The 25216-nt window shown below is 61.9% G+C and carries 20 protein-coding genes and 1 tRNA gene; 11 read left to right on the top strand and 10 right to left on the bottom strand.

Annotated features, from left to right (window positions below; translation table 11 throughout):
* The first annotated feature begins 73 nt into the window (after positions 1-73).
* Positions 74-4786, top strand: coding sequence for an NAD-glutamate dehydrogenase domain-containing protein (locus Q0887_RS12865; RefSeq protein WP_299196042.1), 4713 nt, complete (start codon positions 74-76; stop codon positions 4784-4786).
* 74 nt (positions 4787-4860) lie between these two features.
* Positions 4861-6090, top strand: a complete 1230-nt coding sequence (locus Q0887_RS12860; RefSeq protein WP_299196040.1) for an FAD-dependent oxidoreductase — start codon at positions 4861-4863, stop codon at positions 6088-6090.
* Here the strand turns inward: Q0887_RS12860 and queG are convergent.
* Entirely contained in the window at positions 6074-7135 is a 1062-nt protein-coding gene (gene queG, locus Q0887_RS12855) for a tRNA epoxyqueuosine(34) reductase QueG (protein ID WP_299196017.1), read from the bottom strand. The genes Q0887_RS12860 and queG overlap by 17 nt on opposite strands.
* A gap of 70 nt (positions 7136-7205) precedes the next feature.
* Between queG and Q0887_RS12850 the strand changes: the two genes are divergently transcribed.
* From Q0887_RS12850 to msrB, 4 genes are all read left to right on the top strand, one after another.
* The gene (locus Q0887_RS12850; protein ID WP_299196015.1) at positions 7206-8180 is read left to right on the top strand and encodes an ATP-binding cassette domain-containing protein; all 975 of its coding nucleotides are present in this window, start codon (positions 7206-7208) and stop codon (positions 8178-8180) included.
* A complete protein-coding gene (locus tag Q0887_RS12845) occupies positions 8177-9466 on the top strand; it encodes an ABC transporter permease (protein WP_299196013.1) in 1290 nt (429 codons plus the stop codon). The genes Q0887_RS12850 and Q0887_RS12845 overlap by 4 nt, the downstream gene beginning before the upstream one ends.
* 109 nt (positions 9467-9575) lie before the next feature.
* Entirely contained in the window at positions 9576-10913 is a 1338-nt protein-coding gene (locus Q0887_RS12840) for a cytochrome P450 (protein WP_299196011.1), read from the top strand.
* 325 nt (positions 10914-11238) lie between these two features.
* On the top strand, positions 11239-11745 hold the full coding sequence (gene msrB / locus Q0887_RS12835) for a peptide-methionine (R)-S-oxide reductase MsrB (protein WP_299196009.1): 507 nt from the start codon (positions 11239-11241) through the stop codon (positions 11743-11745).
* 12 nt (positions 11746-11757) lie between these two features.
* Here the strand turns inward: msrB and Q0887_RS12830 are convergent, their stop codons facing one another.
* From Q0887_RS12830 to Q0887_RS12800, 7 genes are all read right to left on the bottom strand, one after another.
* Positions 11758-13545, bottom strand: coding sequence for a hypothetical protein (locus Q0887_RS12830; protein WP_299196007.1), 1788 nt, complete (start codon positions 13543-13545; stop codon positions 11758-11760).
* 4 nt (positions 13546-13549) lie between these two features.
* Positions 13550-13990 (bottom strand): GtrA family protein, encoded by a 441-nt coding sequence (locus Q0887_RS12825; RefSeq protein ID WP_299196005.1) that lies wholly within the window; start codon positions 13988-13990, stop codon positions 13550-13552.
* Positions 13991-13995: 5 nt separating this feature from the next.
* A complete protein-coding gene (locus Q0887_RS12820; protein WP_299196003.1) occupies positions 13996-15645 on the bottom strand; it encodes an NAD(P)/FAD-dependent oxidoreductase in 1650 nt (549 codons plus the stop codon).
* Between the two features lie 156 nt (positions 15646-15801).
* The gene (locus tag Q0887_RS12815; RefSeq protein ID WP_299196001.1) at positions 15802-16485 is read right to left on the bottom strand and encodes a PilZ domain-containing protein; all 684 of its coding nucleotides are present in this window, start codon (positions 16483-16485) and stop codon (positions 15802-15804) included.
* Between the two features lie 106 nt (positions 16486-16591).
* Positions 16592-16678: transfer RNA gene (locus Q0887_RS12810), tRNA-Leu, on the bottom strand.
* A gap of 178 nt (positions 16679-16856) precedes the next feature.
* Positions 16857-17135, bottom strand: coding sequence for an integration host factor subunit beta (locus tag Q0887_RS12805; protein ID WP_299195999.1), 279 nt, complete (start codon positions 17133-17135; stop codon positions 16857-16859).
* 235 nt (positions 17136-17370) lie between these two features.
* Positions 17371-17709 (bottom strand): GntR family transcriptional regulator, encoded by a 339-nt coding sequence (locus Q0887_RS12800; protein ID WP_299195997.1) that lies wholly within the window; start codon positions 17707-17709, stop codon positions 17371-17373.
* 195 nt (positions 17710-17904) lie between these two features.
* Here Q0887_RS12800 and Q0887_RS12795 point away from each other — a divergent pair, with 195 nt between their 5' ends.
* The 5 genes from Q0887_RS12795 (at position 17905) to Q0887_RS12775 (ending at position 23545) form a co-directional block, all read left to right on the top strand.
* Positions 17905-19464, top strand: coding sequence for a peptide MFS transporter (locus tag Q0887_RS12795; protein WP_299195995.1), 1560 nt, complete (start codon positions 17905-17907; stop codon positions 19462-19464).
* A 105-nt stretch (positions 19465-19569) separates the two neighbouring features.
* The gene (locus Q0887_RS12790; protein WP_299195992.1) at positions 19570-21021 is read left to right on the top strand and encodes an amidohydrolase; all 1452 of its coding nucleotides are present in this window, start codon (positions 19570-19572) and stop codon (positions 21019-21021) included.
* The gene (locus tag Q0887_RS12785; RefSeq protein ID WP_299195990.1) at positions 21018-22328 is read left to right on the top strand and encodes an amidohydrolase family protein; all 1311 of its coding nucleotides are present in this window, start codon (positions 21018-21020) and stop codon (positions 22326-22328) included. The genes Q0887_RS12790 and Q0887_RS12785 overlap by 4 nt, the downstream gene beginning before the upstream one ends.
* On the top strand, positions 22328-22840 hold the full coding sequence (locus Q0887_RS12780) for an FKBP-type peptidyl-prolyl cis-trans isomerase (RefSeq protein ID WP_299195988.1): 513 nt from the start codon (positions 22328-22330) through the stop codon (positions 22838-22840). Before Q0887_RS12785 ends, Q0887_RS12780 begins: the two co-directional genes overlap by 1 nt.
* 30 nt (positions 22841-22870) lie before the next feature.
* Entirely contained in the window at positions 22871-23545 is a 675-nt protein-coding gene (locus tag Q0887_RS12775; protein ID WP_299195986.1) for an NnrU family protein, read from the top strand.
* On the opposite strand, the gene Q0887_RS12770 is transcribed toward Q0887_RS12775, so the two are convergent.
* Together Q0887_RS12770 and Q0887_RS12765 are read right to left on the bottom strand one after the other, a co-directional pair.
* The gene (locus Q0887_RS12770) at positions 23542-24354 is read right to left on the bottom strand and encodes an alpha/beta hydrolase (RefSeq protein WP_299195984.1); all 813 of its coding nucleotides are present in this window, start codon (positions 24352-24354) and stop codon (positions 23542-23544) included. The two genes, Q0887_RS12775 and Q0887_RS12770, sit on opposite strands and share 4 nt — an antisense overlap.
* A 1-nt stretch (position 24355) precedes the next feature.
* On the bottom strand, positions 24356-25153 hold the full coding sequence (locus Q0887_RS12765) for a crotonase/enoyl-CoA hydratase family protein (protein ID WP_299195983.1): 798 nt from the start codon (positions 25151-25153) through the stop codon (positions 24356-24358).
* Between the last annotated feature and the right edge of the window lie 63 nt (positions 25154-25216).

The raw sequence follows: 25216 nt of genomic DNA, 5'->3' as shown, positions 1-25216 counted from the left end.
ATTACAGGCAGCGCCGCAGCATAAACGCAGCCGCATGTCTGACCGGGTGCAGGACGCCAGGAGCACACTGTCTATGAGCGCCAAGAATTCCGGCTCGAAGACCCCAGCGAATGCCAAACCCTTCCTTAAATCGCTGACGTCGCAGCTCAAGGCAGCAATCCTGCCGGGCGATGCTGCGCTAAGCGACGAAGCGCTGGAGGATGCAGCCCGATTCCTGCTTGAAGGCGCTGAAAAGCGTGCCGTTTCGCGCTCTGCGCTGAAGATCGAATCCGATACGGGTGAGCGCCGTTTGCGGATTGCGATCATCAATGACGACATGCCGTTTCTGGTTGATTCGATTGCCGCGACGATCACCGCACAGGGCCTCGGGATCGATCAGCTGATCCACCCGGTCATCGCGGTCGAACGCGACGGTTCGGGCATCTTGCAAAGGCTTGGCAAAAAAGGCGGCGCGGGCGCACCCGAGTCGTTCATCTACCTTGAGACTCCGCGGATCGACGCGAAGCAGCGACGCGAATTGACAGCCGCCTTGCGCGAAACGCTGGGCGATGTGCGCGCAGCGGTGAGCGACTGGCCGAAGATGCGCGGCGCGATGGCCGATGATGCCACGCGCGCGGCGGCAAGCAATGCCGAATATGCCGCCTTGCTCGAATGGCTCAATGGCGGGATGCTGACTCAGCTGGGCCACCTCAAGCGCACCCGCTCGGGCGAGATTTCGGACGTGCTGGGCATTTGCCGCAAGAGCGCCAATCCGATCCTCGCAGAGGCTTCATTCGACCTCGCCTTTGATTGGTTCGATGCCAAGGGATCGGACGGCAAGCGCCGCGATCTGCTTGTGATCAAGGCCAACCGCCTGTCCAATGTCCACCGCCGCGTGCCGCTCGACCTGTTCATCGTGCCGCTGCGGGAAGATGGGCGCGAGGGCGGAAAGGTCTCCGCGCTTTCCATCCATGCGGGTGTGTGGACCAGCGCCGCGCTCGCCGCGCCGCCAGCCGAAGTGCCGGTTTTGCGCAAGGCGCTGGACGATATCACCGCGTCGCTCGGCTTTGATCCCAGCGGCCATGCGGGCAAGGCACTGGTCCACGCCTTTACTGCGCTCCCGCACGATCTGCTGACCGCATTCTCCACCTCGGATATTGAGCGGCTCGCCACCACGATGATGAGTCTGGTCGATCGCCCACGCCCGCGCATTGTCTTGGTGCAATCGGCGCTGGACCGGCACGTTTTTGCCTTTGTCTGGCTTCCGCGTGACTTTCTTTCAACCGATGTCCGGTTGCAGATCGAGGACCTGCTGACCCAGACCACTGGCGTCGACGTGCTCAGCTGGAGCCTCGAGGTTGAAGGCAGCACACTCGCCATGCTGCAATTCCTGCTCGACACGCGCGAAGTTAAACAGATGCCCGATTCAGCCGGGATCGAGGCCGATCTCGTTGACCTGCTCAAAGGCTGGAACGAAGCGGTCGAGGCACATCTGGCAAAAGCCGAGGAAGGCAACCGGGCAGCGGCCATTGCGCACCGCTATGCCGGGGCGTTCCCGGCAGGCTACCGCGCCCGCTATGGCGCTGGGGAAGCCGCGCTCGACATTATAGAGATGCGTGCGATTACGCTCAGCGACAATCAAGAAGCGCGCACCTGCCGGCTCTACAAGATCGACAACGATCCGGTCGGCGACCTCAGGCTCAAGATCTATCACACGACCGGCGAAATGCCGCTGTCGGATGCGGTCCCGGCGCTGGAGAATTTCGGCTTTCGTGTGCTGGCAGAGATGCCCACAAGGCTCGACGATGGCGCGCTGGGCACGATCCATGAATTCACGCTCGAACTTGCTGAAGGGGTCGAGGCCGAGGCGTTGCTTGAGCGCGCAGACATTATCGAAGCTGCCATTTCCGAAGTTCTCAACGGCCAGTCCGAGGATGATCCGTTCAACCGGCTAGTGGTCGGCGGCGGGCTGGGCGCGCAGCAGGCGATTTGGCTGCGGGCAATCTATCGCTATCTGCGCCAGACCGGCATGGGCTTCACGATCTACACCGTGGTCGACGCGCTGCGCCGTGCGCCGCAAGTGACGCAGGCGATGATCGACCTGTTTGTCGCGCGCCACGATCCCGCATTCACTGGCGATCGCAAAGCCGCAATCGAGGCGGCGACAAGCGCCTATGCCCGCGGCCTCGCTAAAGTTAGCGCGATCAATGATGACCGCCTCTTGCGCCTCTACCGCGCGGTGGTGGATGCAATCCTGCGCACCAATGCCTTTGCCCCGGCGGCCGAGGAAGCGCTCGCCTTCAAGATTGACTCCAGCCTCGTCCCCAATCTGCCGAAGCCCGTGCCATGGCGCGAAATCTTCGTCTATTCGCGCCGTGTGGAAGGCATTCACCTGCGTTCAGGCGCGGTCGCACGCGGAGGCCTTCGCTGGTCGGATCGGCGCGATGACTTCCGCACTGAAATCCTCGGCCTGATGAAAGCGCAGAAGGTCAAAAACGCCGTCATCGTGCCGAGCGGCGCGAAGGGCGGTTTCTATCCCAAACAGCTCCCCTCACCCGCGATCGACCGCGACGCATGGGCCGCCGAAGGTCAGGCGAGCTACGAGGTCTTTATCCGCACGCTGCTGTCCGTCACTGACAACATCGTCGCTGGCAAAGTCGTGCATCCCGAAGGCGTCGAAGTGCATGACGGCGAAGACCCCTACTTCGTGGTCGCCGCCGACAAGGGCACTGCGCGCTTCTCCGACGTTGCCAATGGTATCGCCGAAAAGGCCGGTTTCTGGCTCGATGATGCATTCGCGAGCGGCGGCTCCAACGGATACGACCACAAGGCCATGGGCATCACCGCGCGCGGTGCATGGGTTTCCGTCCAGCGCCACTTCCTCGAAATGGGGATCGACGTTCAGAAAGACAGCGTCACCGTCGCAGGCTGCGGCGATATGTCGGGCGATGTGTTCGGCAACGGGATGCTGCTGTCCAAGGCGATCAAGCTGGTCGCGGCCTTCGATCACCGCCACATCTTCATCGACCCCGATCCCGATCCCGCGGCGAGCTGGAAAGAGCGCAAGCGCCTGTTCGACCTGCCGCGTTCGAGCTGGGAGGACTATAATTCCGACCTTATTTCAAAGGGCGGCGGGGTCTATTCGCGCGATCTGAAACGGATCAAGCTTTCCAAGAAAGCGCGCGATCTGCTGGGCATCGAAGAGAGCGAGATCGAGCCCGATGCGCTGGTCTCTGCGATCATGCGCGCGCCGGTCGACCTCATCTGGTTCGGCGGAATCGGCACCTATATCAAGGCCGAGCATGAGAGCCACATCGATGTCGGCGATCCCGGAAACGACGCCTTGCGCGTCAATGCCGGCGAAGTCCGCGCGCGGGTGATCGGCGAAGGCGCGAACCTTGGCGCCACACAGGCTGGACGGATCGCGTTCTCGCTGAAGGGCGGGCGGATCAACACCGACTTTATCGACAATTCGGCCGGGGTCGATTGCTCGGATAACGAGGTCAATATCAAGATCGCGCTGGCTGCTGCGACCCGCGAAGGTGCGCTCACCGAAGCCAAACGCAACAATCTGCTCGCCAAGATGACTGACGAAGTCGCCGAGATCGTGCTGGAGGACAACAGGCTTCAGGCGCTCGCGCTATCAATTGCCGAATCCGGCGGCGCAGGCGCAACCGCATCGCAAATCCGTCTGATCGAACAGCTTGAGGAAATGGGCGGCCTTGACCGCCGCACCGAAGGGCTGGCTGACAGCGAAGCCTATGCCCGCCGCGCGGCTGACGGGCAGGGGCTGACCCGGCCCGAACTGGCGGTCGTCCTTTCCAGCGCCAAACTCGCCTTGCAGGACGCGATCGAGGCAAGCAGCCTGCCCGACGAGCCGATCCTTGAAGACTCGCTGATCGGGATGTTCCCGGCTCCGATGCGCAAGACTTACGCCTCGCAAATCCGCGAACACCGTCTGCGGCGCGAGTTGCTCGCGACCGACCTTTCGAACCGGATCGTCAACCGGTTGGGTCTGGTCCACGCCTTCGAGCTTCCCGAAGAAGAAGGCGTCGGCCTGGCCGATGTCGCCGCCGCCTTTGTAGTTGTCGAGCGACTGTTCGACCTTGGAAGCCTGTGGGCTGATATCGACGCGCAGGCGATGAGCGAGACCGCACGCCTGACATTGCTCGACAGGCTGGCCGCAGCGGTGGGCAATCTGATGTCCGACGCGCTGCGCACTGCATCGGGAAGGGTCGAGGCAGGGGCGATGATCGCCAGCCTCGGCGAGCACGTCGCAACGCTTCGCAAAGGGCGTGCCGAACTGATTTCGGGCGACAATGCCGAACGTTCGGGCGCATTGCGCAGCCACTTTGTCGAGCAAGGATGTCCCGACGGACTGGCCAATCGCGTGTGCGATCTGTTCGATTTTGACGGGTCCATCGGACTGGCTGATCTCGCGATCAAGACCGGGATCGATCCGATCGAACTGACCCGCGCATTCAGCGATATCGGTCAGCGGATCGGGCTCGACTGGGCGCAGGGCACCGCGGCGCATATGACCCCGACCGATATCTGGGAGCGTCTGCTGGTCGACGGGCTGGCGCGCGATTTCCAGCATATGCGGCTCGATTTCCTTGCCCGTCTGATGCGGCGCAAGACCGGCAAAGATGACCCACTGGGCGCAATCGCCGGCTGGGCAGAGCACAATGCCGCCGCCGTCACGCAGTTCCGCGCGATGATTGCCCGGGCGCAGGCGCGGCCACCGGTGGCACCCGCAATGCTGGCCCAGATCGGCAGTCAGGCGCGCAATCTGCTCGAACGCTAGGCTCTATTGGGCCGCATCACGCTTGACGTGCAGGCCTTTTTGCGAAAACCCGTGCAGCCATGAGTGGACAGAGCATGACAGCGGCTGACGTCATTATCGTCGGCACCGGACATGGCGGCGCGCAAGCCGCCATTGCCTTGCGGCAAAAGGGGCATGAAGGCTCAATCGTGATGATCGGGCGCGACTCAGTGCCGCCTTACGAACGGCCTCCCTTGTCGAAGGAATATCTCGCCGGAGACAAGACGTTCGAGCGGATCATGATCCGGCCAGAGAAATTCTGGGCGGACAAGGCCATCGAGCTGCGGCTCGGCAGCGGCGTCAGTGAAATCGACGCGCTGGCACACTGCGTCACCCTGTCTGACGGATCGAGGATCACCTATCGCAAGATGATCTGGGCTGGCGGAGCCGATCCGCGCAGGCTCGGCGTGCCGGGATCGAACCTCAAAGGCATCCACTATGTGCGCGACAAGCGCGATGCCGATGCAATGATGCAAGCGCTCGAGAATGGGGCCAAACGCGCGGCGATTATCGGCGCGGGCTATATCGGCCTCGAAGCCGCCGCGGTCTTGCGCAAGCTCGGCTGCGAAGTGACTGTGCTGGAGATGCAGGACCGCGTCCTCGCGCGCGTCGCTGGCGAAGAGCTTTCGCGTTTTTACGAAGACGAGCATCGGCGTCAGGGGGTTGATATCCGCCTGTCGCAAGGCGTCTCGGAAGTCATTGGCGAAGACGGCCATGTCACCGGCCTCCTGCTCGACAATGGTGAGACGCTTGATTGCGACATGCTGGTAGTTGGGATTGGGATTGTTCCGGCGGTTGCGCCGCTGATCGCAGCGGGTGCAGCAGGGTCGAACGGCGTCGATGTCGACATCTATTGCCGCACGACGCTCGACGATATTTATGCGATCGGCGATTGCGCCGCGCATGCCAATCCCTTTGCTGACAGCGCAGTGATCCGGCTGGAGTCAGTCCAGAACGCCAATGATATGGCGAACACCGCCGCGCGCGCGATCATGGGCGATAAAGAGGCCTATCACGCGCTGCCATGGTTCTGGTCGAACCAGTATGACCTCAAGCTGCAAACAGCGGGCCTCAATCTGGGATACGACGCGACCGTGCTGCGCGGCGATCCAGAGACGCGCAAATTTACTGTCGTGTATCTCAAGGAAGGCCGCCCGATTGCCTTCGACTGTGTGAACACGATGAAGGACTATGTGCAGGGACGTAAATTGCTGGAAGCGGGGGTCGAGAAGATCGATCCCGAGCTTCTCGCCGACGCGGAAATCCAGCTCAAAGAGATGGCGTAAGCCGCGCGCGCGCCCACTGGGCCGCATCTGCGACCACCGGATCGGGATCATTTGTGAGCGCTGTCACCTGATCCAGTAATCCAGATTCTGCGCTGTTCCCGGCGGCATAGAGGCAGTTGCGCACAAACCGGTCACGCCCGATCCGCTTGACCGGAGAGCCGGAGAACAGCGCGCGAAACCCTGCATCATCGAGCGCGAGCAGTTCGGCGAGGCGCGGCGCGGTCAGTTCAGCGCGCGGCAGGAATTCACGCATGCCTTGCGCTTCCTGGGCAAACTTGTTCCACGGGCAGACCGCCAGACAATCGTCACAGCCATAGATACGGTTGCCCAGAGCCTCGCGAAATTCCTCGGCAATCGGGCCTTTATGCTCGATCGTGAGATAGGAAATGCAGCGCCGCGCATCGAGCTGGTAGGGGCCGGGGAACGCGCCGGTCGGGCAGGCGTCAAGGCAGGCGCGGCATGATCCGCACTGGTCGCGGTGAGGCTCGGCCACTTCGAGATCGAGCGTGGTGTAGATCGCGCCGAGAAACAGCCAGCTACCATGGTCGGGGCTGACGAGATTGGTGTGCTTGCCCTGCCAACCGATCCCCGCCGCCTCGCCCAGCGGCTTTTCCATCACCGGCGCGGTGTCGACGAAGACTTTGACCTCAGCTTCGGGCTCTTCGGCCACCAGCCACCGCGCGAGCGCCTTGAGCCGCTTTTTGACGACATCGTGATAGTCCTTGCCCTGCGCATAGACCGATATGCGCGCGCGGGACTTCGCATCTTCCAGCGCCATCGGATCAAGCGCGGGCGCGTAACTCATGCCGAGCGCAATCACGCTCTTGGCTTCGGGCCATAGATCTTGCGGGGAACGGCGGTGGTGCAGGCGGGTTTTCATCCACTCCATTGAGCCATGATGGCCCTCGCCCAGCCACTCCTCCAGCCGCTTGGCGCGCACGGGATCCTCGGCAGCACTCGCAAATCCGCAAGCCGCAAAGCCGAGCGCGCGCGCCTCTGCCTCAAGGGCTTTCGCTAGGTTAATCCTTGCGGCGCTGTTAACCACGCTTGGAGTTGCTCCCGTTCAGTTTCGCGCGTTAACGCTCGCGCCCATGCATATGCAGGTAGGCGAACATATGACGTCAGACAATGTGGCTGAAGTGCGTCAAGACGGACGGCCATTGGCAATCGAGGCGCGCGGTCTGGTCAAGAGCTTTGACGGCACCCGCGCGGTCGACGGCGTCGACATCTCCGTGCTCGAGGGCGCGATTTACGGCGTGCTCGGCCCCAATGGCGCGGGCAAGACCACGACCTTGCGCATGCTGCTGGGCATAATCGACCCTGACGAGGGCGTGCGCCGCGTGTTCGGCCATGACCGCCCGCATGATATTGGCCGGCTCATCGGCTATCTGCCCGAAGAGCGCGGTCTTTACCCCGCGATGAAAAGCATCGAGGCAATTGCCTTTATGGGTGCTTTGCGCGGGCTTCCATTGGCCGAAGGGCGCAAGCGCGGGATGGCGCTGCTTGAACGGCACTCGCTCCTCCACGCCGCTGACCGCCAGATTCGCCAGCTATCGAAAGGCATGGCGCAGACCGTCCAGCTGCTCGGCACGCTGATCCACCGCCCGCGTCTGGTGGTGCTCGACGAGCCGTTTTCCGGCCTCGACGCGATCAATCAGGGCAAGCTCGAAGGGATGATCCGCAGCCTTGCCGAAGAAGGCGTGACGGTGATTTTCTCAACCCATGTCATCCACCATGCCGAGCGGCTGTGCGAAGGCGTCGCGATCATCGCGGGCGGCAAAGTACCCTATGCGGGCAGCGTCGAAGCCGCGCGCGACCGCATCCCCGCGCAGGTCCGACTGGAAACGCGGGCGCGCGAAGGCGCATGGACCGCCGCGCTGCCACAGGACGCCCGCCGCGAGGGTGATTTCTTCTACTTCGCGCTCCCCGAAACGGGCGTCGAGCCGCTGCTCAAACAGTTGATCGACGGCGAGGCAGGCATTCTCTCGCTCAGCATCGAGCGCGCCGGGCTGCACGATGCGTTCGTCGCGATTGCGGGCGAAGCGGCGGCCAAGCAGCTTGAGGCAGATGCCGCAGGAGGCCAGCAATGAGCGCTCACGATCAGGCCGCCATCGATGCGCGCCCCCGCCTCTCCCGCCTCGAAGCCGCATGGGTCATCGCCCGGCGCGACTTCATCGCGGTGCTGTTCAGCCGCGCTTTCCTGTTTTTCCTGATCGGGCCGCTTTTCCCGGTGCTGGTCGGCGGACTTGCCGGAAGCATTGGCAGCCAGAACAACAAGCAGGCCGTCGTCACCGAAGTCGGCCTTGCGATGAGCATCGAGGACAATGCCGCGATGATCGCCGCGCGCGAGCGGCTGGGGCAAAGATTGCGCCCTGCCGTCCCGTCTTTGAGTGAAGTCCCCGAAGCGCGCGAGCCGGGCTTCGAAGCGGGTGCCTATATGGAAGCACGCCGGGGCAATTACGCCGCGATTGTGACCGGCACTCTGGCCGAACCCGTCATCGTCGGGACCGAGCGGCAGGTGCGCCGATGGCAAGGCGCGGTCGAGCTGATCGCGGCCGAAGCGACCGCCGCAACCCCGCTCGCCTTCCCCCAATCCTCCAGCCAGACGGTCACGTCGAGCGCGGCGTCGGAGCGCTCCACCCGCATCCAGACCGCGACCGCCGCGCAGATGGTGATGTTCCTGCTCACCATGCTGCTGGCGGGCATGGTCCTCTCCAATCTGGCTGAGGAAAAGGGCAATAAGATCATCGAAATCCTCGCAGCCGCGATCCCGATGGATTCGGTCTTTATGGGCAAGCTGTTTGCGATGCTGGGCGTATCCTTTGTCGGGATCGCGGTGTGGGGCATGCTCGGTTGGGGTTTCTGGGCAATCGCCGAGGACGCCATTGTCACTGTCACCCAGACCAATTTCCGCGTACTGCCCGGCCCGGCTGTGGGCTGGCCGGTCTTCATCGCGCTCGCGATCGCCTATTTCTCGATGGCCTATCTGCTGCTCGGATCGCTGTTCCTCACCATTGGCGCAATGGCGAACACGGTGCGCGAAGTGCAGACGCTCTCGATGCCGGTGACGATGCTCCAACTGATGGTGTTCTTCCTCGCCGCGGCGAGCGTGACCAGTCCGGGATCGACGATGGAGCTGCTCGCGGTCGGCTTCCCGCTCTCCTCACCCTTTGCCATGCTCGCACGCGCGGCGATGGAGGAGACCTTGTGGATCCATGCCGCTGGCCTTGCCTGGCAGGCGCTGTGGGTGGTCCTGCTGGTCAAAGGCGGATCGATGCTGTTCCGCAAGCGGGTGATGAAGTCAGGCGGCGCAGGGCGCGAGAAGAAAAAGCGTTTCTGGCACCGTCGTTCCAAGGAACTCGAACCGGCACAATAAGTGGTAATTCGAAACCCGTATTGACAAGGCTGTCAGTTAGGGCAGGATGCAGGGTGAGGGAGAAGCCCATCAGGCAGCTAAGCTGCGGCTTCTCGCAATGGAGAGAGACATGGCTACTGTAGCACCCGAGCGCCCCAAAGTCCGCACTTCGCCAACCGCGTATGAAGCGCTCAAGGAGCATTACGAAAAGCATCCCGAGGAACGCCCCTCGCATCCGCACAAATGGGACCTCAGCCGGTCGGACATCTATTTCGAGGATAAGTGGCAACCCATGGTGGCCGAAATGCAGGCCGCCGGTCCGCTGCACTGGATCGATGAAAGCCCCTATGGCCCCTATTGGTCGGTCGTCGGGCACAAAGCGATCCAGCATATCGAGGCGCAGCCCGAGATATTCTCCTCCAGCTGGGAACATGGCGGGATTACGATCCTTGAGCGGCTCACCGAGGAACAGCTTGCCGAAAGCAACGCCGACCGGCGCGAATTGCCGATGTTTATCGCCATGGACCGGCCCGAACACACCGGCCAGCGCCGCACCGTCGCGCCCAAATTCACCCCCAGCGGCATGGCCGAAATGGAAGGCGAAATCCGCGCACGCACCGGCGAATTGCTCGATTCGCTGCCGCGCGGCGAGGTTTTCGACTGGGTCGATACGGTTTCGATCGAGCTGACCACCGGCATGCTGGCGATCCTGTTCGGCTTCCCATGGGAAGACCGCCGCCACCTGACCTTCTGGTCCGACTGGTCGGGCGACACCGAGCTTGCCGGCGTGCGCGAGCTGGATGAATTCCGCTGGGAGCTGCTTCACGAAATGGCGGCCTATTTCCAGTCGCTTTGGATCGAGCGCACCCATGACAAGGAACCGGGCAACGATCTCATCTCGATGATGATCCACTCGCCTGCGATGAACCAGATGCGGCCCGAAGAATTTATCGGCAATCTGGTGCTGCTGATCGTCGGCGGCAACGATACGACGCGCAATTCCATGAGCGGCTTTATCCATGCGCTCGACAAGTTCCCCGACCAGCGCAAACTGTTTGAGGAAAGCCCCGACATCATCCCCAATGCGGTGCAGGAAATGCTCCGCGTGCAGACCCCGCTTGCGCATATGCGCCGGACCTGCACCGAGGACACCGAGGTCTTCGGCCAGACCATCAAGAAGGGCGAAAAGGTGGTGCTGTGGTATCTCGCCGCAAACCACGAGGAAGAGATCTTCCCTGACCCGCACAAGCTTGATCTCACCCGCGACAATGCCCGCCGCCACATTGCCTTTGGCTATGGCATTCACCGCTGCGTGGGTGCGCGTCTGGCAGAGCTGCAATTGCGCATCCTGCTTGAGGAGATGCACAAGCGCCGGATGCGGGTCCATGTCGCCGGCGATGTCGAGCGGGTGCGGGCAAACTTCGTCCACGGTTTCCGCAAGCTCGAGGTCGAAATCACCGAATTCTAGGAGCGCACCCGCGCTCCTGCGGGCATTTTCCTACAAAGAGCGCGGCTGCTATTGTGGCGGCTCGGCTCTTTGACACTGTTGATGCTCTGGCGGCCCCTTTTTGCGACTTGGACCGCGCTCCAACCGCAAAAGCGCTAAGGTTACACTTGCGCAGTCACTACGGCGGCAATTCTCTTGTGTTTTCAGACATATGCGGGATTGGGAAAGTTTTTCAAAAACCCCCTGTCGGCGGTCCATCTCTGGCCTCAAACAGCGGGGGTGAAACCTTTGGGACTTCCGCGACGTAGATAGAGGTAGGATACGCCTTCAATCGGGAGCAGGAATCATGCAGTTCAACCTGTCGAGCCGCCGCAGCTTCATCGCCGCAACCGGCCTTGCCGCCGCCATGCCGCTGCTGGCGAGTTGCGGCGGAGGCGTGGTTGAGGCGCGCAAGGAGCGCCAGTTCCGGATCACGCGGACCGACGCCGAGTGGCGCCGCCAGCTGACCCGCTCCGAATACCGGATCCTACGCGAAGCGGGGACCGAGCGGTCCTATTCCTCTCCGCTCAACGATGAGAAGCGGCGCGGGACCTTCACCTGCGCAGGCTGCGGCAACCGGCTCTATTCCTCTGCGCACAAGTACGACAGCGGCACCGGCTGGCCGAGCTTCTGGCAACCGATCGACAGCGGCGCGGTCGGAACGTCGGTGGATTACAAGATCGGGGTTCCGCGCACAGAGGTCCACTGCGCCGATTGCGGCGGGCATCTGGGTCACATCTTCGGCGATGGCCCCCGCCCAACCGGCAAGCGCCACTGCATCAACGGCGTGGCGATGGATTTCATTCCGACATAGGTCGGGGGGACTTCATTCCGACTTGATGCGCCAAAGCTTGAGGCCGTTGGACTGCGCCTGATCGACCGGCTCAAGCCAGTCCGGCGCATTGCCGCTAACCAGGTCCGCAGCGAAGCCTTCAGGCGCAATGCGCGCATACATCCGCGCTTCGGCAAGCGAGGGGCAGATCGCGACGTAGCTTGTGCCGCGTTCGGTCAGCGCAGCCTTGGCCTCCGCCTCATCCGCCAAAGCCGTCTCGATCAGCACCCGCATCGCTTCGTGTCCGCGGTGGTGGCCGGTGGCGAGTACGGTGTGATCGCTCACCAGCAGCAGCTCCGGCGCGATGTCGAGCGGGGCGTAGAACTCGCCCTTGGGCAGGGCAGCCAGCACTCCGGCGGCATCCCGAATGCGGCACTCGACTGCCTTGACCGGCGCTTCACCCGCTCCGCCCAGTGAAGCGCGCGCGGGCATCGCACTGGCAAGCAGCATAGCAGGAAAGGCCGGAAGCAGCGCGCAGCACACGCCGATCAAGGCTGCCAGACGCGGAGCAGGCCGCTTCATCACGCGGATAGAGCGCAGCCATTGACGCAGCTGCCAAGCGAGCGGCGGCGCGGCGAGCACGCCGGCAACCGCTCCGGCACGCGAGATCAGGATCGAGATGAGCAGCGCTCCGCCAAGGACGATCGCATAATCGCGCCAGAACGCGCGCAGCCAGTCGCCCGAGCGCAAAGCCAGATTGATCGAGGCTACCAAAGCAATCGCAGGCGTGACCGCATATTGCAGCGCGGTGGTAAGCGACTGCCGCCAGATCGGCATCCCTTCGAGGACATTGGCGTGCCAGTAACGCGCGACCAGCGGATCAAGTTCGGAGAAGCCGCCCCCGCTTGCGCATTGCGGAGCAGAGGCAAGCAGCATGGCCAACGCACCGCCGCCCGCGACCGCAAAGCCTGCAAGGATCACTCCGCGCGGTGCGGGTTCGAACCGGGAAAGCACGCTCAAAACACCGGCGCCCCACGCGAACATGAGGAGGTGCAGCGGGCTGATCGCATCGCAATAGGTGGCGAAATCCGAGACTCCTCGGGTCAACACGAACAGGCCCGCGCCCAGCACAGCAAAGGACTGGATCGCGCTTACAAGCCACACCCGCGCCTCGCGCTTGAGGAACCAACGCAGCGCCAACACGGCGAAGAACAGCGCAGCCAGCGGAAGCCCTTCGATCGAGATCGAAAGCCATGTCGCCAGCGCCGCGCCGATAATCAATCCGCCTTTGCGAGGGCTCCGGGACACCAGGCCGTTGACCGCCGCCAAGGCGCAGACGATCTGCCAGCCATGATGGTCAATCCGCATCGGACCAAGCTGGAAGAGAACAGGCACGCACAGCGCGACCACCAGCGTAGTCAGCGTTGCCTCCTCATCGCCCATCAAGCGCCAAGCGATCCGCGCGGCCAGCAGCATCGCAATGCCGAGGGTGACGAGAGGGACGATCACAAGCGCAGCCGTCTCGGCCGCACCTGAACCGACCAAGGGCGTGAGAACCAGAATGACCAGCGCAAGCGGCAGGTCCACCAGCCGCGACCAGTGCATCGGCACACCGCCGCTGGCGACATCGACGCGGTATTGGGTGAGGTCGAACCAGCTTTGTCCGCCGATCAGGTCGCGGACCTGAACCAGCCGCATGATGTCATCGGGATCGGGGAACCGGCCAGCAATGATAGCGCTCCAGTTGATCGCCAACAACAATGCGCTGACAATCGCCCAGGCGATGCCGACACGGGTGAGAAACTCCAGCGGGAATGCCGCCCGGCGACGTTCGACCAGCATGGCCTCACACCCCGCCGGTCGCGGACGTCTCGCTGCGAAACACAACGCGGCTGCGCAAAAGCCATGTGGCAAAGAAGCTGACGAAAATGGCTGCGCCCTTGGCGATGCGCGGGTCAATCCCGCTCCAGTCGCCCGCGCCGACAATCGCCGTGGTGAGCGCCAGCCCTACCAGTGCGGAGATCACAAACAGTGCCTTTTGCCGGGTGCGCGCCATGCCGCCTTCGGCCACGCTATCCTGAAACACCGCGCGGCTCGACATCAGCCAATGGGCAAGAATGCCAACCGAATAGCCAATCGCCGACGCCAAAGCTGCCATCATGCCAAGCGAAAGCAGCGCGAGAAAGCAGACCACGTCAACGGCAAGCGCGCCGACGCTGGCGAGCACGTAGCGCACGAAGCGAATGTCACGCAGTTTGGAAAGGATAGAGGAAACAAGGACGTCCATAGGAACTAGGCCGACTTGCGCAGCTCTTCCTCTGCTTCAGCCTCTGGCACGATCCGTTCGGGAACGCCGCGCAGGCTGGTGAGCGCTGCGACCTGATCCTCGTTCAAAGGCTTGGTTTCGGATGCCACTTCGCGGTTCGGGATCGCGGCTTCAGCGCCCTCGTCACCCGCTTCGTGATATTCGGCGTCCTCGTTGACGCACCACGTGTCATAGACGCGGCTGCCGGCGATGATGTTTTCGACCGTCAGCATCGCGGTCATCATCGCGTGATCCTGATTGTTGTAACGGTGCATACCGTTGCGACCGACAAGGTGCAGGCTGGGATGCTGTGCTTCAAGTTCAGCGCGCATCGCCTCGACATTGGCTTCGTAGGCATCGTCATAGACCGGATAGGCCTTTTCCTGACGCACAACTGCGCCCGAGACGACCTGCTTCGGATCACAAAGCCCGAGAATCTCCATCTCGCGTGTGGCTTGCTTGACCAGATCGGCGTCGTCCGAGGACCACAGCCCGTCACCTTCGAAACAGAAATATTCCAGACCAACACAGGCCATGTCCTCATCCGGCACCATTTCGGGCGACCAGCTGCGGAAGTTCTGCACGCGGCCAACCTGCACCCGGTCATCGTGGATGTAGATCCAGTTGTCGGGGAACAGGTCTTCGCTCTTCACCATCAGGGCCACTGTCAGAAAGTCGCGATATTTGAGGTCATTCGCCTGAAGCGAGCTCTGCGGCAGCGGGTGGATGCGTTTGGACAGCTCACGCATCGGCGCTGAGCTGATGACGTCTTTCGCGCGGATTTGCGCGAGGCCTTGCGGGCCTGTTGCAGTCATGGACCAGTCGAAGCCCTCATCATTGGGGCCGATCTTGGCGAGCCGTTCAAGCGCGTGGCCCATCAGAACCTGACCCTTGCCAGTCGCCAGAATATGGTCGCGCGCGGCGTCCCACATCATGCCCGGTCCAAGCCGCGGATAGCGGAAGGTTTCGAGCAGCGTTTTCACTTCCTGCCCGTCATTGGGTTTCTTGTTGAGGCCAAGTGAGCGCTTCAACCCATCGATTACAGCGTTCCAGAGCGACAGCCCCTTGATCCGCTGCGCCGCCCAATCCGCGCTCATCTCATCGCACGGCATGCCCCACACTTTCTCGGTGTAGGTCTTGAAAAAGATTGAGTAGAGCTTCTTGCCGAACTGGTTCGTGGTCCAGTCCTCGAAGCTCTTCACATCCTTGATCGGGAAGAGCTTGTAGCGCAGGTAAGAGAGCATGCACGCGGTCGAGCGCAGGATGCCCAGATTGCCGAGCGCTTCGAAGGCGCGCAGCGGGTAGGAATAGAACTTACCCTCGTAATAGATGCGGCTCATGCGCGGGCGCTGGATGAAGTCGTCGGGCAGGATCTCGTTCCACAGATCGACGACCTGCTGGCTCTTCGAGAAGAAGCGGTGCCCGCCAATGTCGAACCGGTAGCCTTCATGTTCGACCGTGCGGCTGATGCCGCCGACATAGGTGTCGTCTTTCTCGATGATCGCGACCGATTTGCCCTGCTTGGTCAGCAGATATCCGGCGGTCAGCCCAGCGGGCCCCGCACCGATAATCGCCACGTCCACATCGATAATTCCTGCCTGCCCGATTGTTGTCGGTTCAGCGCCGTGCTGCGTCATGCAAGCCCCCGTTAGATCGCCGCGCGCACAGACTGCGCCCGGTTCGATGATCAGGAGTGAAGGAAATTGGTTAGCGGGTGGTAAACGCGGCCTCTTAATTGCCGGGAATTTGACGGCGAATGGGTAAATTCACCTAGGCAATTGAGCCAGTAGCGATCAATCCAGCAGGACCGGGCACTGCAAACGTGCAGCAAGTCGTGCAAATTCACCCAGGGTCAGCGTGTTGTCAAAGACCACACCATACTGGCTATCGCGCCGCCAACGCACTTTGGCGCGCACATCTTTGAGTTGCGGGCCGCCATCCATGCCTTCGATGCGCAAATTCTGATCGATCGAGAAACGGCCATCGGATTCAAACCGTGCGCCTTGCTGTGACAGGTTCTCGACAATCCCCTCACAGGTGCCCGACAAAGAGGTGATCTTGATCGGAAAGAACAGGCCGAGACGCAGGCCGCGCTTGGGATACTCACCCGCTTCGTTGATCATCTGCGCGACGTCAATATCGCCAACGAACTCAAATCCGGCCTCGTTCTCTTCCTGCCAGATGGTCTTGACCTCATAAACTCCGCCGCCGGGCATATGCAGCTCGATCGGGTCGCCATGGGGAAGCCTGTGGAACAGGCGGATGCTCACACCCTGCTCGGAAACATCTCGCAAGACACACACAAATTCGCCCTGCGAAGTGACGAGTTTTGCCGCACGGATCAACAGAGTGAAGCGAGGCGTGGCCCGTTTTTCGGGTTCGAACCCAGCCTCGATTCCGGGCGCGCCGTCAAGCGCCTCGTCAAGCGAAACCGATGTCGCATCGTCCGCATTGGGTGTGCTTGCTGAACTGTCCATACTCATCTTCGCCTGGTCACAACCGCCGGCTCACATGGGAATGCACCGGCGAATGTCCTGATCGGGAACAATCGCCTTAGGACAAAATGGGTTAAGGTGAGGCTAATGGTGCGGGTGGTGGGACTCGAACCCACACGATCTATAGGATCAGGGGATTTTAAGTCCCCGGCGTCTACCATTCCGCCACACCCGCAGGCCGAATGGCCAGCAAGGCGCGATAGCCGAAAGCCGCAAGCCGGGGCAACACAGGTAATGCATTCTTCGGCGCTGTTCTGGTGACTTAACTTGTCAGGTGAGCAATCAGGAGCCCGTCGCAGTTAAGCAGCGCGGTCCATTCCTTCGAATCTGGAATATGTAGCTATTCGCCAGCCTCACTCATTAAGGCGTTTGCGAATTTCCTTGCCCGCTTTGAAATAGGGCACCCGCTTGGCCGGGACCTCGACCGCTTCGCCGGTGCGCGGATTGCGCCCGACGCGCGCTTCGCGGTCGCGTGTTGAAAAGGCGCCAAAGCCACGCAATTCGACCCGGCCGCCTTCGGCCAGTCGCTGCGCGATCTCGTCAAAAAAGACATCGACAACCTGCTCGATCTCTTCAACCCGTAGATCGGGATTGTCCTTATGCAGTTCTTGCAGCAATTCGGATCTTATCATGTAGCCCTCCCGACGCGCATGCGGCCCCTGATTTTCCGCATTGCACCGCTGCGGACATCAAGCCCGCTACTCTCCCAATTGCCCGGACCCGCTAGGCAACACTCAAGGTGCCTAGGTGCCAGAATGCAGCACGCCAAGCAAGGCGGGCGGAGAATTAAGTTTATCGGGAATTAACTCTAACCCTTTGGCTCGAATGCAAAGGAGCGTACTTTGCGGGTCGATCAGAGCCGGTGGATCAGGCCTGTTCGACCAGATCGGCCGCGCTCAAGCCAAGCCGCGCCATGCGGGCACGGATTTCCGGCCATTCCTCGCGCAGAAAGAGGTCGCGCTCGCGCTTGCGCAGCAATTCCGCTGCGCCCTTGACCACATACATGCCCACGCCGCGCTGAACCTCGACCAGGCCATCGTTTTGAAATTGCTGATAGGCTTTGGCCACTGTGAGCGGGTTCGCACCCTGCTCCGCCGCCAAGGCGCGCACCGATGGCAGCATTGCGCCTTCAGGATAGTCGCCCTGAATGATGGCAGCCGCGATCTGGTCGCGCAATTTGAGGTATACGGGTCGTGATTGGGTCATGTCAGTCTCTGCTCAGGTGCATCAGTGCCATAATACACTCATGCGCGTCAAGCTAAGCTTCGGAAAGCAAGAATGCGCATGGCTTGCGAAACAAAAGCTTCACACGCGAAATTTGGCCGTTAGTGTGCCGCGCATTCGGGACGCGCCCTCACTCCAACAATATGAAGGGCGCGAAAAGAGGGATATTTTACAGATATGACCAGTCAAGCTTTGCCGCACGGCGACAGCGCAGGCACAATCCTGGGGCACCCCAAGGGTCTCTTCGTGCTATTTTTCGCCGAGATGTGGGAGCGTTTTTCCTATTACGGAATGCGCGCCCTGCTTATTTTCTACCTCACCAAACACTGGCTGTTTTCGGACAGCGATGCCGGGATCATTTACGGCGCTTACACGGCGTTGGTCTATATCACGCCCGCAGTTGGCGGTTACATGGCCGATAAAGTGCTGGGGCAAAGGAAAGCCGTCGCATTCGGCGCTGTCCTGCTGACACTCGGCCACTTCTTCATGGCATTCGAAGGGGAGCCGGCAGCGGGCAATTCCGATAATCCGGTGATCTACATCTTCTGGCTGGCTCTGGCGCTGATTATCGTCGGTTCGGGCTTCCTGAAGGCCAATATCTCGGTGATGGTCGGTCAGCTCTATCCGCGCACCGACGTGCGCCGTGATGGTGCCTACACGATTTTCTACATGGGAATTAACCTCGGTGCGGCGATTGGCGCGCTGATTTGCGGCTATGTCGGTGAGACCTATGGCTGGGCCTATGGCTTTGGCCTGGCCGGGATCGGCATGCTGGCCGGCCTGATTGTCTTCACATTGGGCAAAGGCCTGCTGCTCGGTCGCGGCGAGCCGCCGAAGGCACTCGCCAAGAGCACCGAATGGAGCATGTACGGCATCGGTTTCGGCCTCGTGGCGGTCTGCTGGGTGCTGATCCAGTACCAGTCTGTTGTCGGCTGGCTGCTCGGCGGCTTTGGTTTGCTTCTGGTCGGTTATGTCGTTGGCACAGCGGTTATGAAACTGTCTGCCGAAGACCGTGATCGGATCTTCGCGGCGCTGTTCCTGATCTTCGTATCGATTGTCTTCTGGGCGCTGTTCGAACAGGCGGGCTCGTCGCTTAACCTGTTCACTGACCGCCACGTTGACCGCGGCGGGGTTCCGGCCTCGACCTTCCAATCGATCAACGCGATCTACATCATCCTGCTCGCACCGGTCTTTGCGACCTTGTGGACATGGCTGGGGCAGAGAGGGCTTGATCCGTCAACGCCGATGAAGTTCGGCCTTGCCGTAATTCAGGTGGGCCTTGGCTTCCTCGTGCTTGTCTGGGGCGCGCAAAGCGCCGGCCTCGACATTGCAGTTCCGGTGGCCTTCATCTTCCTGATCTACCTGCTGCACACAACCGGTGAGCTTTGCCTCTCGCCTGTGGGTCTGTCGGCGATGAACCGTCTTGCGCCTGCGCATATGGCGTCGCTGATCATGGGCACATGGTTCTTTGCTTCAGCGACCGGCAATTTTGCCGCTGGCCTGATCGCAGCAGCGACCGGCGCGGAAGGCGTCGGCGATGCTTCGGGCAAGGAAGTGGTGCTCGACGTTTACTGGACGGTCGGGCTCTACGCTGTCGTGATCGGCGTTGGTGTGATGATCATCAGCCCGCTGATCAAGAAGCTGATGCATCTCGACACGCTGAAGGACGACGACGCTGATATCGCTACAGAGGACGCGCTAGCCGCTGCCGCCGCAACACCGGCGACCAAAGCGTAAACCACCCGCCTGACGAGGCGTCAGGCAACACGCTGGACAAGCCCCTGATTTGCCGTCAAGCAAGTGCCTTCACAGGACTTGCATCGGCAGATCAGGGGACCAGCAATGATCGATCTTGGGGCGCAGAACGGGCGCTATAATCTCAGAGGCAAAATGAGAGGGGCGGCGCTTGTAGCGCTGGCGAGCACGATGGCGCTCGCAGCCTGCGCGACGACTGGCTCAGCCAGCGCATCCACCGACAGCGATGACGAGGCCCCGCGCTACGCAGCTGCTACGCCAATGGGCGAAGGCTCAGCCGGCCCCTTCGCTTCCACCTATGAACGCTATCCCGGACGCCCGACCGCTCTGGTCGGTGCGACCGTGTTTGATGGCGCGGGCGGGATGATCGAGGGCGGCACTGTCCTGTTCCGCGATGGCGAAGTGGTCGCGGTCGGCGACAGCTCGCTTTCGACCGAGGGCTATGACGTCATCGACGCCACCGGCAAATTCGTGACGCCGGGCATCATCGACATCCACTCGCATCTGGGCGATTACCCCACGCCGAGTGTAGACGCGCATAGCGACGGCAATGAGGCGACCAGCCCGACCACACCCGAAGTGTGGGCCGAACATTCGGTCTGGCCGCAAGACCCCGGTTTCAGCCGCGCGCTTGCCAATGGCGGGATCACCAGTCTGCAAATCCTCCCCGGCTCCGCCAACCTGATGGGCGGACGCTCGGTGACGCTCAAGAACGTCCCGAGCCGCACAGTGCAAGGGATGAAGTTCCCCGGCGCGCCCTATGGTTTCAAGATGGCTTGCGGCGAGAATCCCAAGCGCGTCTACGGCAATCGCGGACGCATGCCTTCGACCCGCATGGGCAACTTTGCGGTGAACCGTCAGACATGGCTCGACGCGATCGACTACGCCAATAATGAGGACGCGGATCGCGATCTGGGGATGGAAACGCTGGTCGGCGTGCTCGACGGAGACATCCTCGTCCACAACCATTGCTACCGCGCGGACGAGATGGCGCTGGTGATGGATATGGCCAAGGAGATGGGATACCGCGTCACCGCTTTCCACCACGCGGTCGAGGCCTACAAGATCGGCGATCTGCTGCGCGAAAACGGCGTGTGCAGCGCGATCTGGGCTGATTGGTATGGCTTCAAGATGGAGGCCTATGACGGCATCCTCGAAAACGCAGCTCTGCTTCAGCAAGCGGGCGCCTGCGTCGTCATCCACTCGGACAGCGAGAACGATATCCAGCGGCTCAATCAAGAGGCTGCCAAAGCGCAGGCTGCTGGTCGGCGGTTGGGCATCGAGCTTTCCGATGCCGATGTCATCAGCTGGATCACCTTGAACGCAGCCAAGGCCATGGGCATCGACGAAATGACCGGCAGCCTTGAGCCGGGCAAAATGGCCGATGTGGTGCTGTGGAACGGCGATCCTTTGAGCGTCTATTCGAGGCCCGAACGGGTCTGGGTCGATGGCGCGCTGCTCTATGACGCAAATGATCGTAGCAGGCGTCCGGTGAGCGATTTCGAGCTCGGCCAGCCGGGTGAAGGAGATGTGAAATGAAGCGCCTTCTGACACTTGCCACATCCGCCCTTGCTCTTGCCGCAGCGCCAGCCGCTGCACAGGACTTTGTGATCGCCAATGCCACCGTCGCGACCGGCGATGGCAGCGAGCCCATCGAAGACGGTGTTGTCATCGTCGAAGGTGGCCGCGTTACCTATGCGGGCGCTGCTGATGGCCGCACATACTCGACCGACCGCGTGATCGATGCTGGCGATGCCTGGGTCACGCCCGGCCTCTTCGCCACTGTCACCACGCTCGGACTGTGGGACGTGGGCGCGGTTAGCGAAAGCAACGATACCCGCGCTGGCGGCTCGCCGTTCAGCGCAGCGCTTGACGTGGCGCCGATTGTGAACCCCGGCTCGCAGCACATTCTGGTCAGCCGCAGCGCCGGGATTACCCGCGCGGCGACCACCATGCTGCCCTCAGGATCGATCTTTGCCGGACAAGGCGCGATGATCGACTTGGATGGCGATGCCAATCCGGTGATGCGCGCCCGCGCGTTCCAGATGGTGTCACTGGGCGAACGCGGCGGGCGGCTAGCAGGGGGCAGCCGTGCATCGGCATTCGTGCTGTTCCATGCCGCCTTGCGCGAGGCGCGCGCGCTCTCAGGAGCGAACGGAACACCGCAAACAACCGAGATCACAACCGACGACGAAGTGCTGCTCGGCCGCTTTGATGCTGAGGCACTGGTGACGGTCGTGAACGGCTCGCAGCCGCTTTATGTCGAAGTCGAGCGGGCAGCTGACATCCGTGCAGTGCTGGCATTGCGCGAGGAATTCCCGCGTCTCGACATGGTGCTTGTCGGAGCTGGTGAGGGCTGGCTGGTCGCGAATGAAATCGCGGCAGCGGGCGTGCCGGTGATCGCCGACGCGCTCGACGATCTGCCCGAAACCTTCGAGGTTCTTGCCGCCACCCAAAGCAATATCGGCCGCATGATGCGTGCCGGTGTTCAAGTCGCGATCAGCGCCAATTCCGGCACCAATCCGCGCAATATGCCGCAGGCGGCGGGCAATCTGGTCGCCTTGCAACGCATTCCGGGCGCGAGCGGGCTGAGTTGGGGTCAGGCCTTTGCCGCGATCAGCTCGGTTCCCGCCGCGATCAGCGGATATGAGGGACAGGCCGGTGTGCTCACGCCGGGTGCGCTGGGCGATGTGGTCATCTGGGACGGCGACCCGCTCGAAGTCGGATCGGTGCCAACCCGCGTCTTTATCGGCGGGGTCGAGCAATCGCTCGCCAGCCATCAAAGCCGTCTGCGTGAACGCTATCGCGATCTCGACGAGAGCGATTTGCCAAAGGCCTATGATTGATGCGCAAACCCGCCTTTCTCGCCGCCATTGCGGTATTGATCAGCGCGCCAGCCATCGCGGATAGCCACGAGGAACAGAGCGAAGCTCCGGAGCAATCCGAGGCCGAAGCGCAAGCAGAGCGCGCCTATCACAACGCGCAGCAGGCGCATCTCGCGGGTCTGTTTGCCAGCGATGGCTGGTACACGATGGAGGGCGGGCTGCGCTGGCGCTATGTCGATTATCGCGGCACCGGCGAAAGCCCGACTGCGTCCGATACGGTGACGGTGAATTACGAAGGCTCGTTCATCGACGGCGAAGTGTTCGACAGCTCGTTTGCGCGCGGCACACCTGCGACTTTCGGCTTGAGCGGCCTCATCCCGGCATGGGAGATGGCGATCCCGCAAATGCGCGTTGGTGAGACGATCGAGCTCGCCGCTCCCGCAGGCCTTGCCTACGGGCCGAGAGGGCGCGGGCCGATCCCCGGCGGCGCGACATTGCTGTTCAGAGTGGAGCTTATCTCCATCGAAGAATAGACTGCTTCAGATCGAAGGGGGAATACGGTCATGAACGAAACGCTGTTCAATCTCATCGCTGCGAATATCTTTCTACTCGGTTCGCATTTCGCCATGTCGCATCCGCTGCGGGCGCCTATGGTTAGGGTGCTGGGCAATGCCGGGTTCCAGATTGCCTATTCGGCCATGAGTCTGGTTGCCTTTGTGTGGATCTATTTCGCCTTCACCGCCGCGCCTCCCGCCGATTTGCCGGGTTCGGGCGATATTGGCTGGATTGTCGCCACATTGCTGACGCTGCCCGCAATGGTGCTCTATGCCGGATCAATGATGGGCAATCCTGCACTGCCTGTTCCCAATGCGGCAGAGCAGGCTCGCAAGGAGCCCAAAGGCGTATTCAAGGTCACTCGTCACCCGATGATGTGGGGCTTCGCGCTCTGGGGCATTTCGCACATTGTGCTCCACTGGAGCCTGCGCACCACCATCACCGCGCTCGCGATAACCCTGCTCGCTCTGGTCGGAGCAAGACTTCAGGACCGCAAGAAGCAGGTCTTGATGGGCGATGCGTGGAAGGAATGGGAAAGCCGCACAAGCTATTGGCCGCGTTGGGGTGCGCTGTTCAGCGTTGGCGCATTGCCATGGGCAATCGGGCTGACGCTCTTCGCATTGCTGAGCTGGCTGCACATGCCGATCGGTGACATTGCGGCAGGGATCTGGCGCTGGCTCTAACGCTGTAGCGCCAATATCCAGTCACGCCGCGCCTCTTGCGAACGGCGTTCAAATGATAGGCTGTGGCCCGAACCTGCGAAGGGTTGAAACCGCGCATCGCGCGCCGCTGCGGCTAGCGCCTTGCCGTGGCTGTCATCGATCAAGGTGTCGGCATCCCCGTGCTGGATCAGCACGGGCAGCGCCAGTTCTCCGATCTTCCCGCGATTGTCGAACTGGTCGCGGGCCAGCAATCGCGCGGGAAACCACCACAGCTTTTCAGCAGCGACATCAGGTAGGGACCTGAACGGCGCGACAAGGATCAGTGCGGCTGGCGGCGTGGCCTTGTCGGTGAGCGCGCCGGCGATATGCACTGCCACTCCGCCACCGATCGAATTGCCGACAACCACAAGATCCGAAGCAGCGACACCTCGCGAATTGAGCCAGTTCAGCGCGGCCTCACCATCGGAATAAAGGCCTTGCTCGGATGGCGAGCCGGGATTGCCGCCATAACCGCGATATTCGACCAGCAGCGCGCCTATGCCCGCTTCGACCAGCGCCGCATTCGAAACGCTCGCTCCCTGAAGCGTCCCGCCATTTCCGTGGAAATACAGAACCGTCGGCATGCCCGGCGCCGCTTCCTGATAGAAGGCGCGCAAGGTGAGGCCGTCCTCGGTTGTCAGTTCAACTTGCTCATATCCCGGCGTTAGCGGCGCAGGCTCTTGCGGGGCAGGATAGATAAAGCGCGACTGGAACGCGAACAGGATCGCTAGCGAGGCGATATAGGCCGTCGCCGCACCGACCAGAATGCGGAAAGCGAGTGTGCCGAGCACCCTATTCTCCGGTGAAGCGCCCGTCGCGCTTTTCGATCAAGGCTGCGACGCCTTCAGCGTGATCCTGCGTCGTGTGCATCATCGCTTGCGTGTTGGCCGCCATCTCTAGCGCGGTGTCGTAACTCACCTGCTGGCCCTGACGCAGCAGCATCTTTGACTGGCGCAGCGCGTGGGGAGGCATCTTGGCGATCTTGCCCGCCAGCTCCTGCGCTGAAGCAAGCAGATCGTCATGCGGTACCACCCGGCTCACCAGCCCCCATTCCTGTGCGGTGGCTGCGTCTATTACATCGCCGGTATAGAACAGTTCGGACGCACGGCTCATCCCGATCACGCGCGGAAGGATCCAGGTCCCCCCATCGCCCGGAATGATCCCGAGCTTCAGGAAAGTCACGCCGAACTTCGCCTTCTCGCTCGCGATGCGGATATCGGCGAGACAGGCAACGTCGCAGCCCAGCCCGATGGCCGGACCGTTTACCGCAGCGATTACGGGCACGCGCAAAGTGTGCAGCGCGCGCAGCATCATATGGATATTGTCCCGGTACCCGTCAGAGATCGCAGGTGTGGTTCCGCCAAAAGTTCCGCTCTTATCGCGCATCGCCTTGATATCGCCGCCAGCAGAAAACGCCCGCCCCGCGCCGGTGAGAATGACACATCGTGTCGCAGAATTGCGGTTGATCTCAACGCAGACACGGTGGAACTCGTCCCCATCGCCCGGCGCTCCCAGAGGGTTCATGCTATCTGCACGATCAATCGTTAGAGTGGTGATCGGACCGTCTGTTGTGATGTTGAGCAAGGACATGGATTGGCGGAAGCCCCTTCAAGAGTATGAATTACGCATTTGTCATAAATTCTATAGCCAGAT

This window comes from uncultured Erythrobacter sp., from assembly GCF_947492365.1.
Classification (GTDB): Bacteria; Pseudomonadota; Alphaproteobacteria; order Sphingomonadales; family Sphingomonadaceae; genus Erythrobacter.
This window is presented reverse-complemented; position numbering and strand designations above follow the sequence as displayed.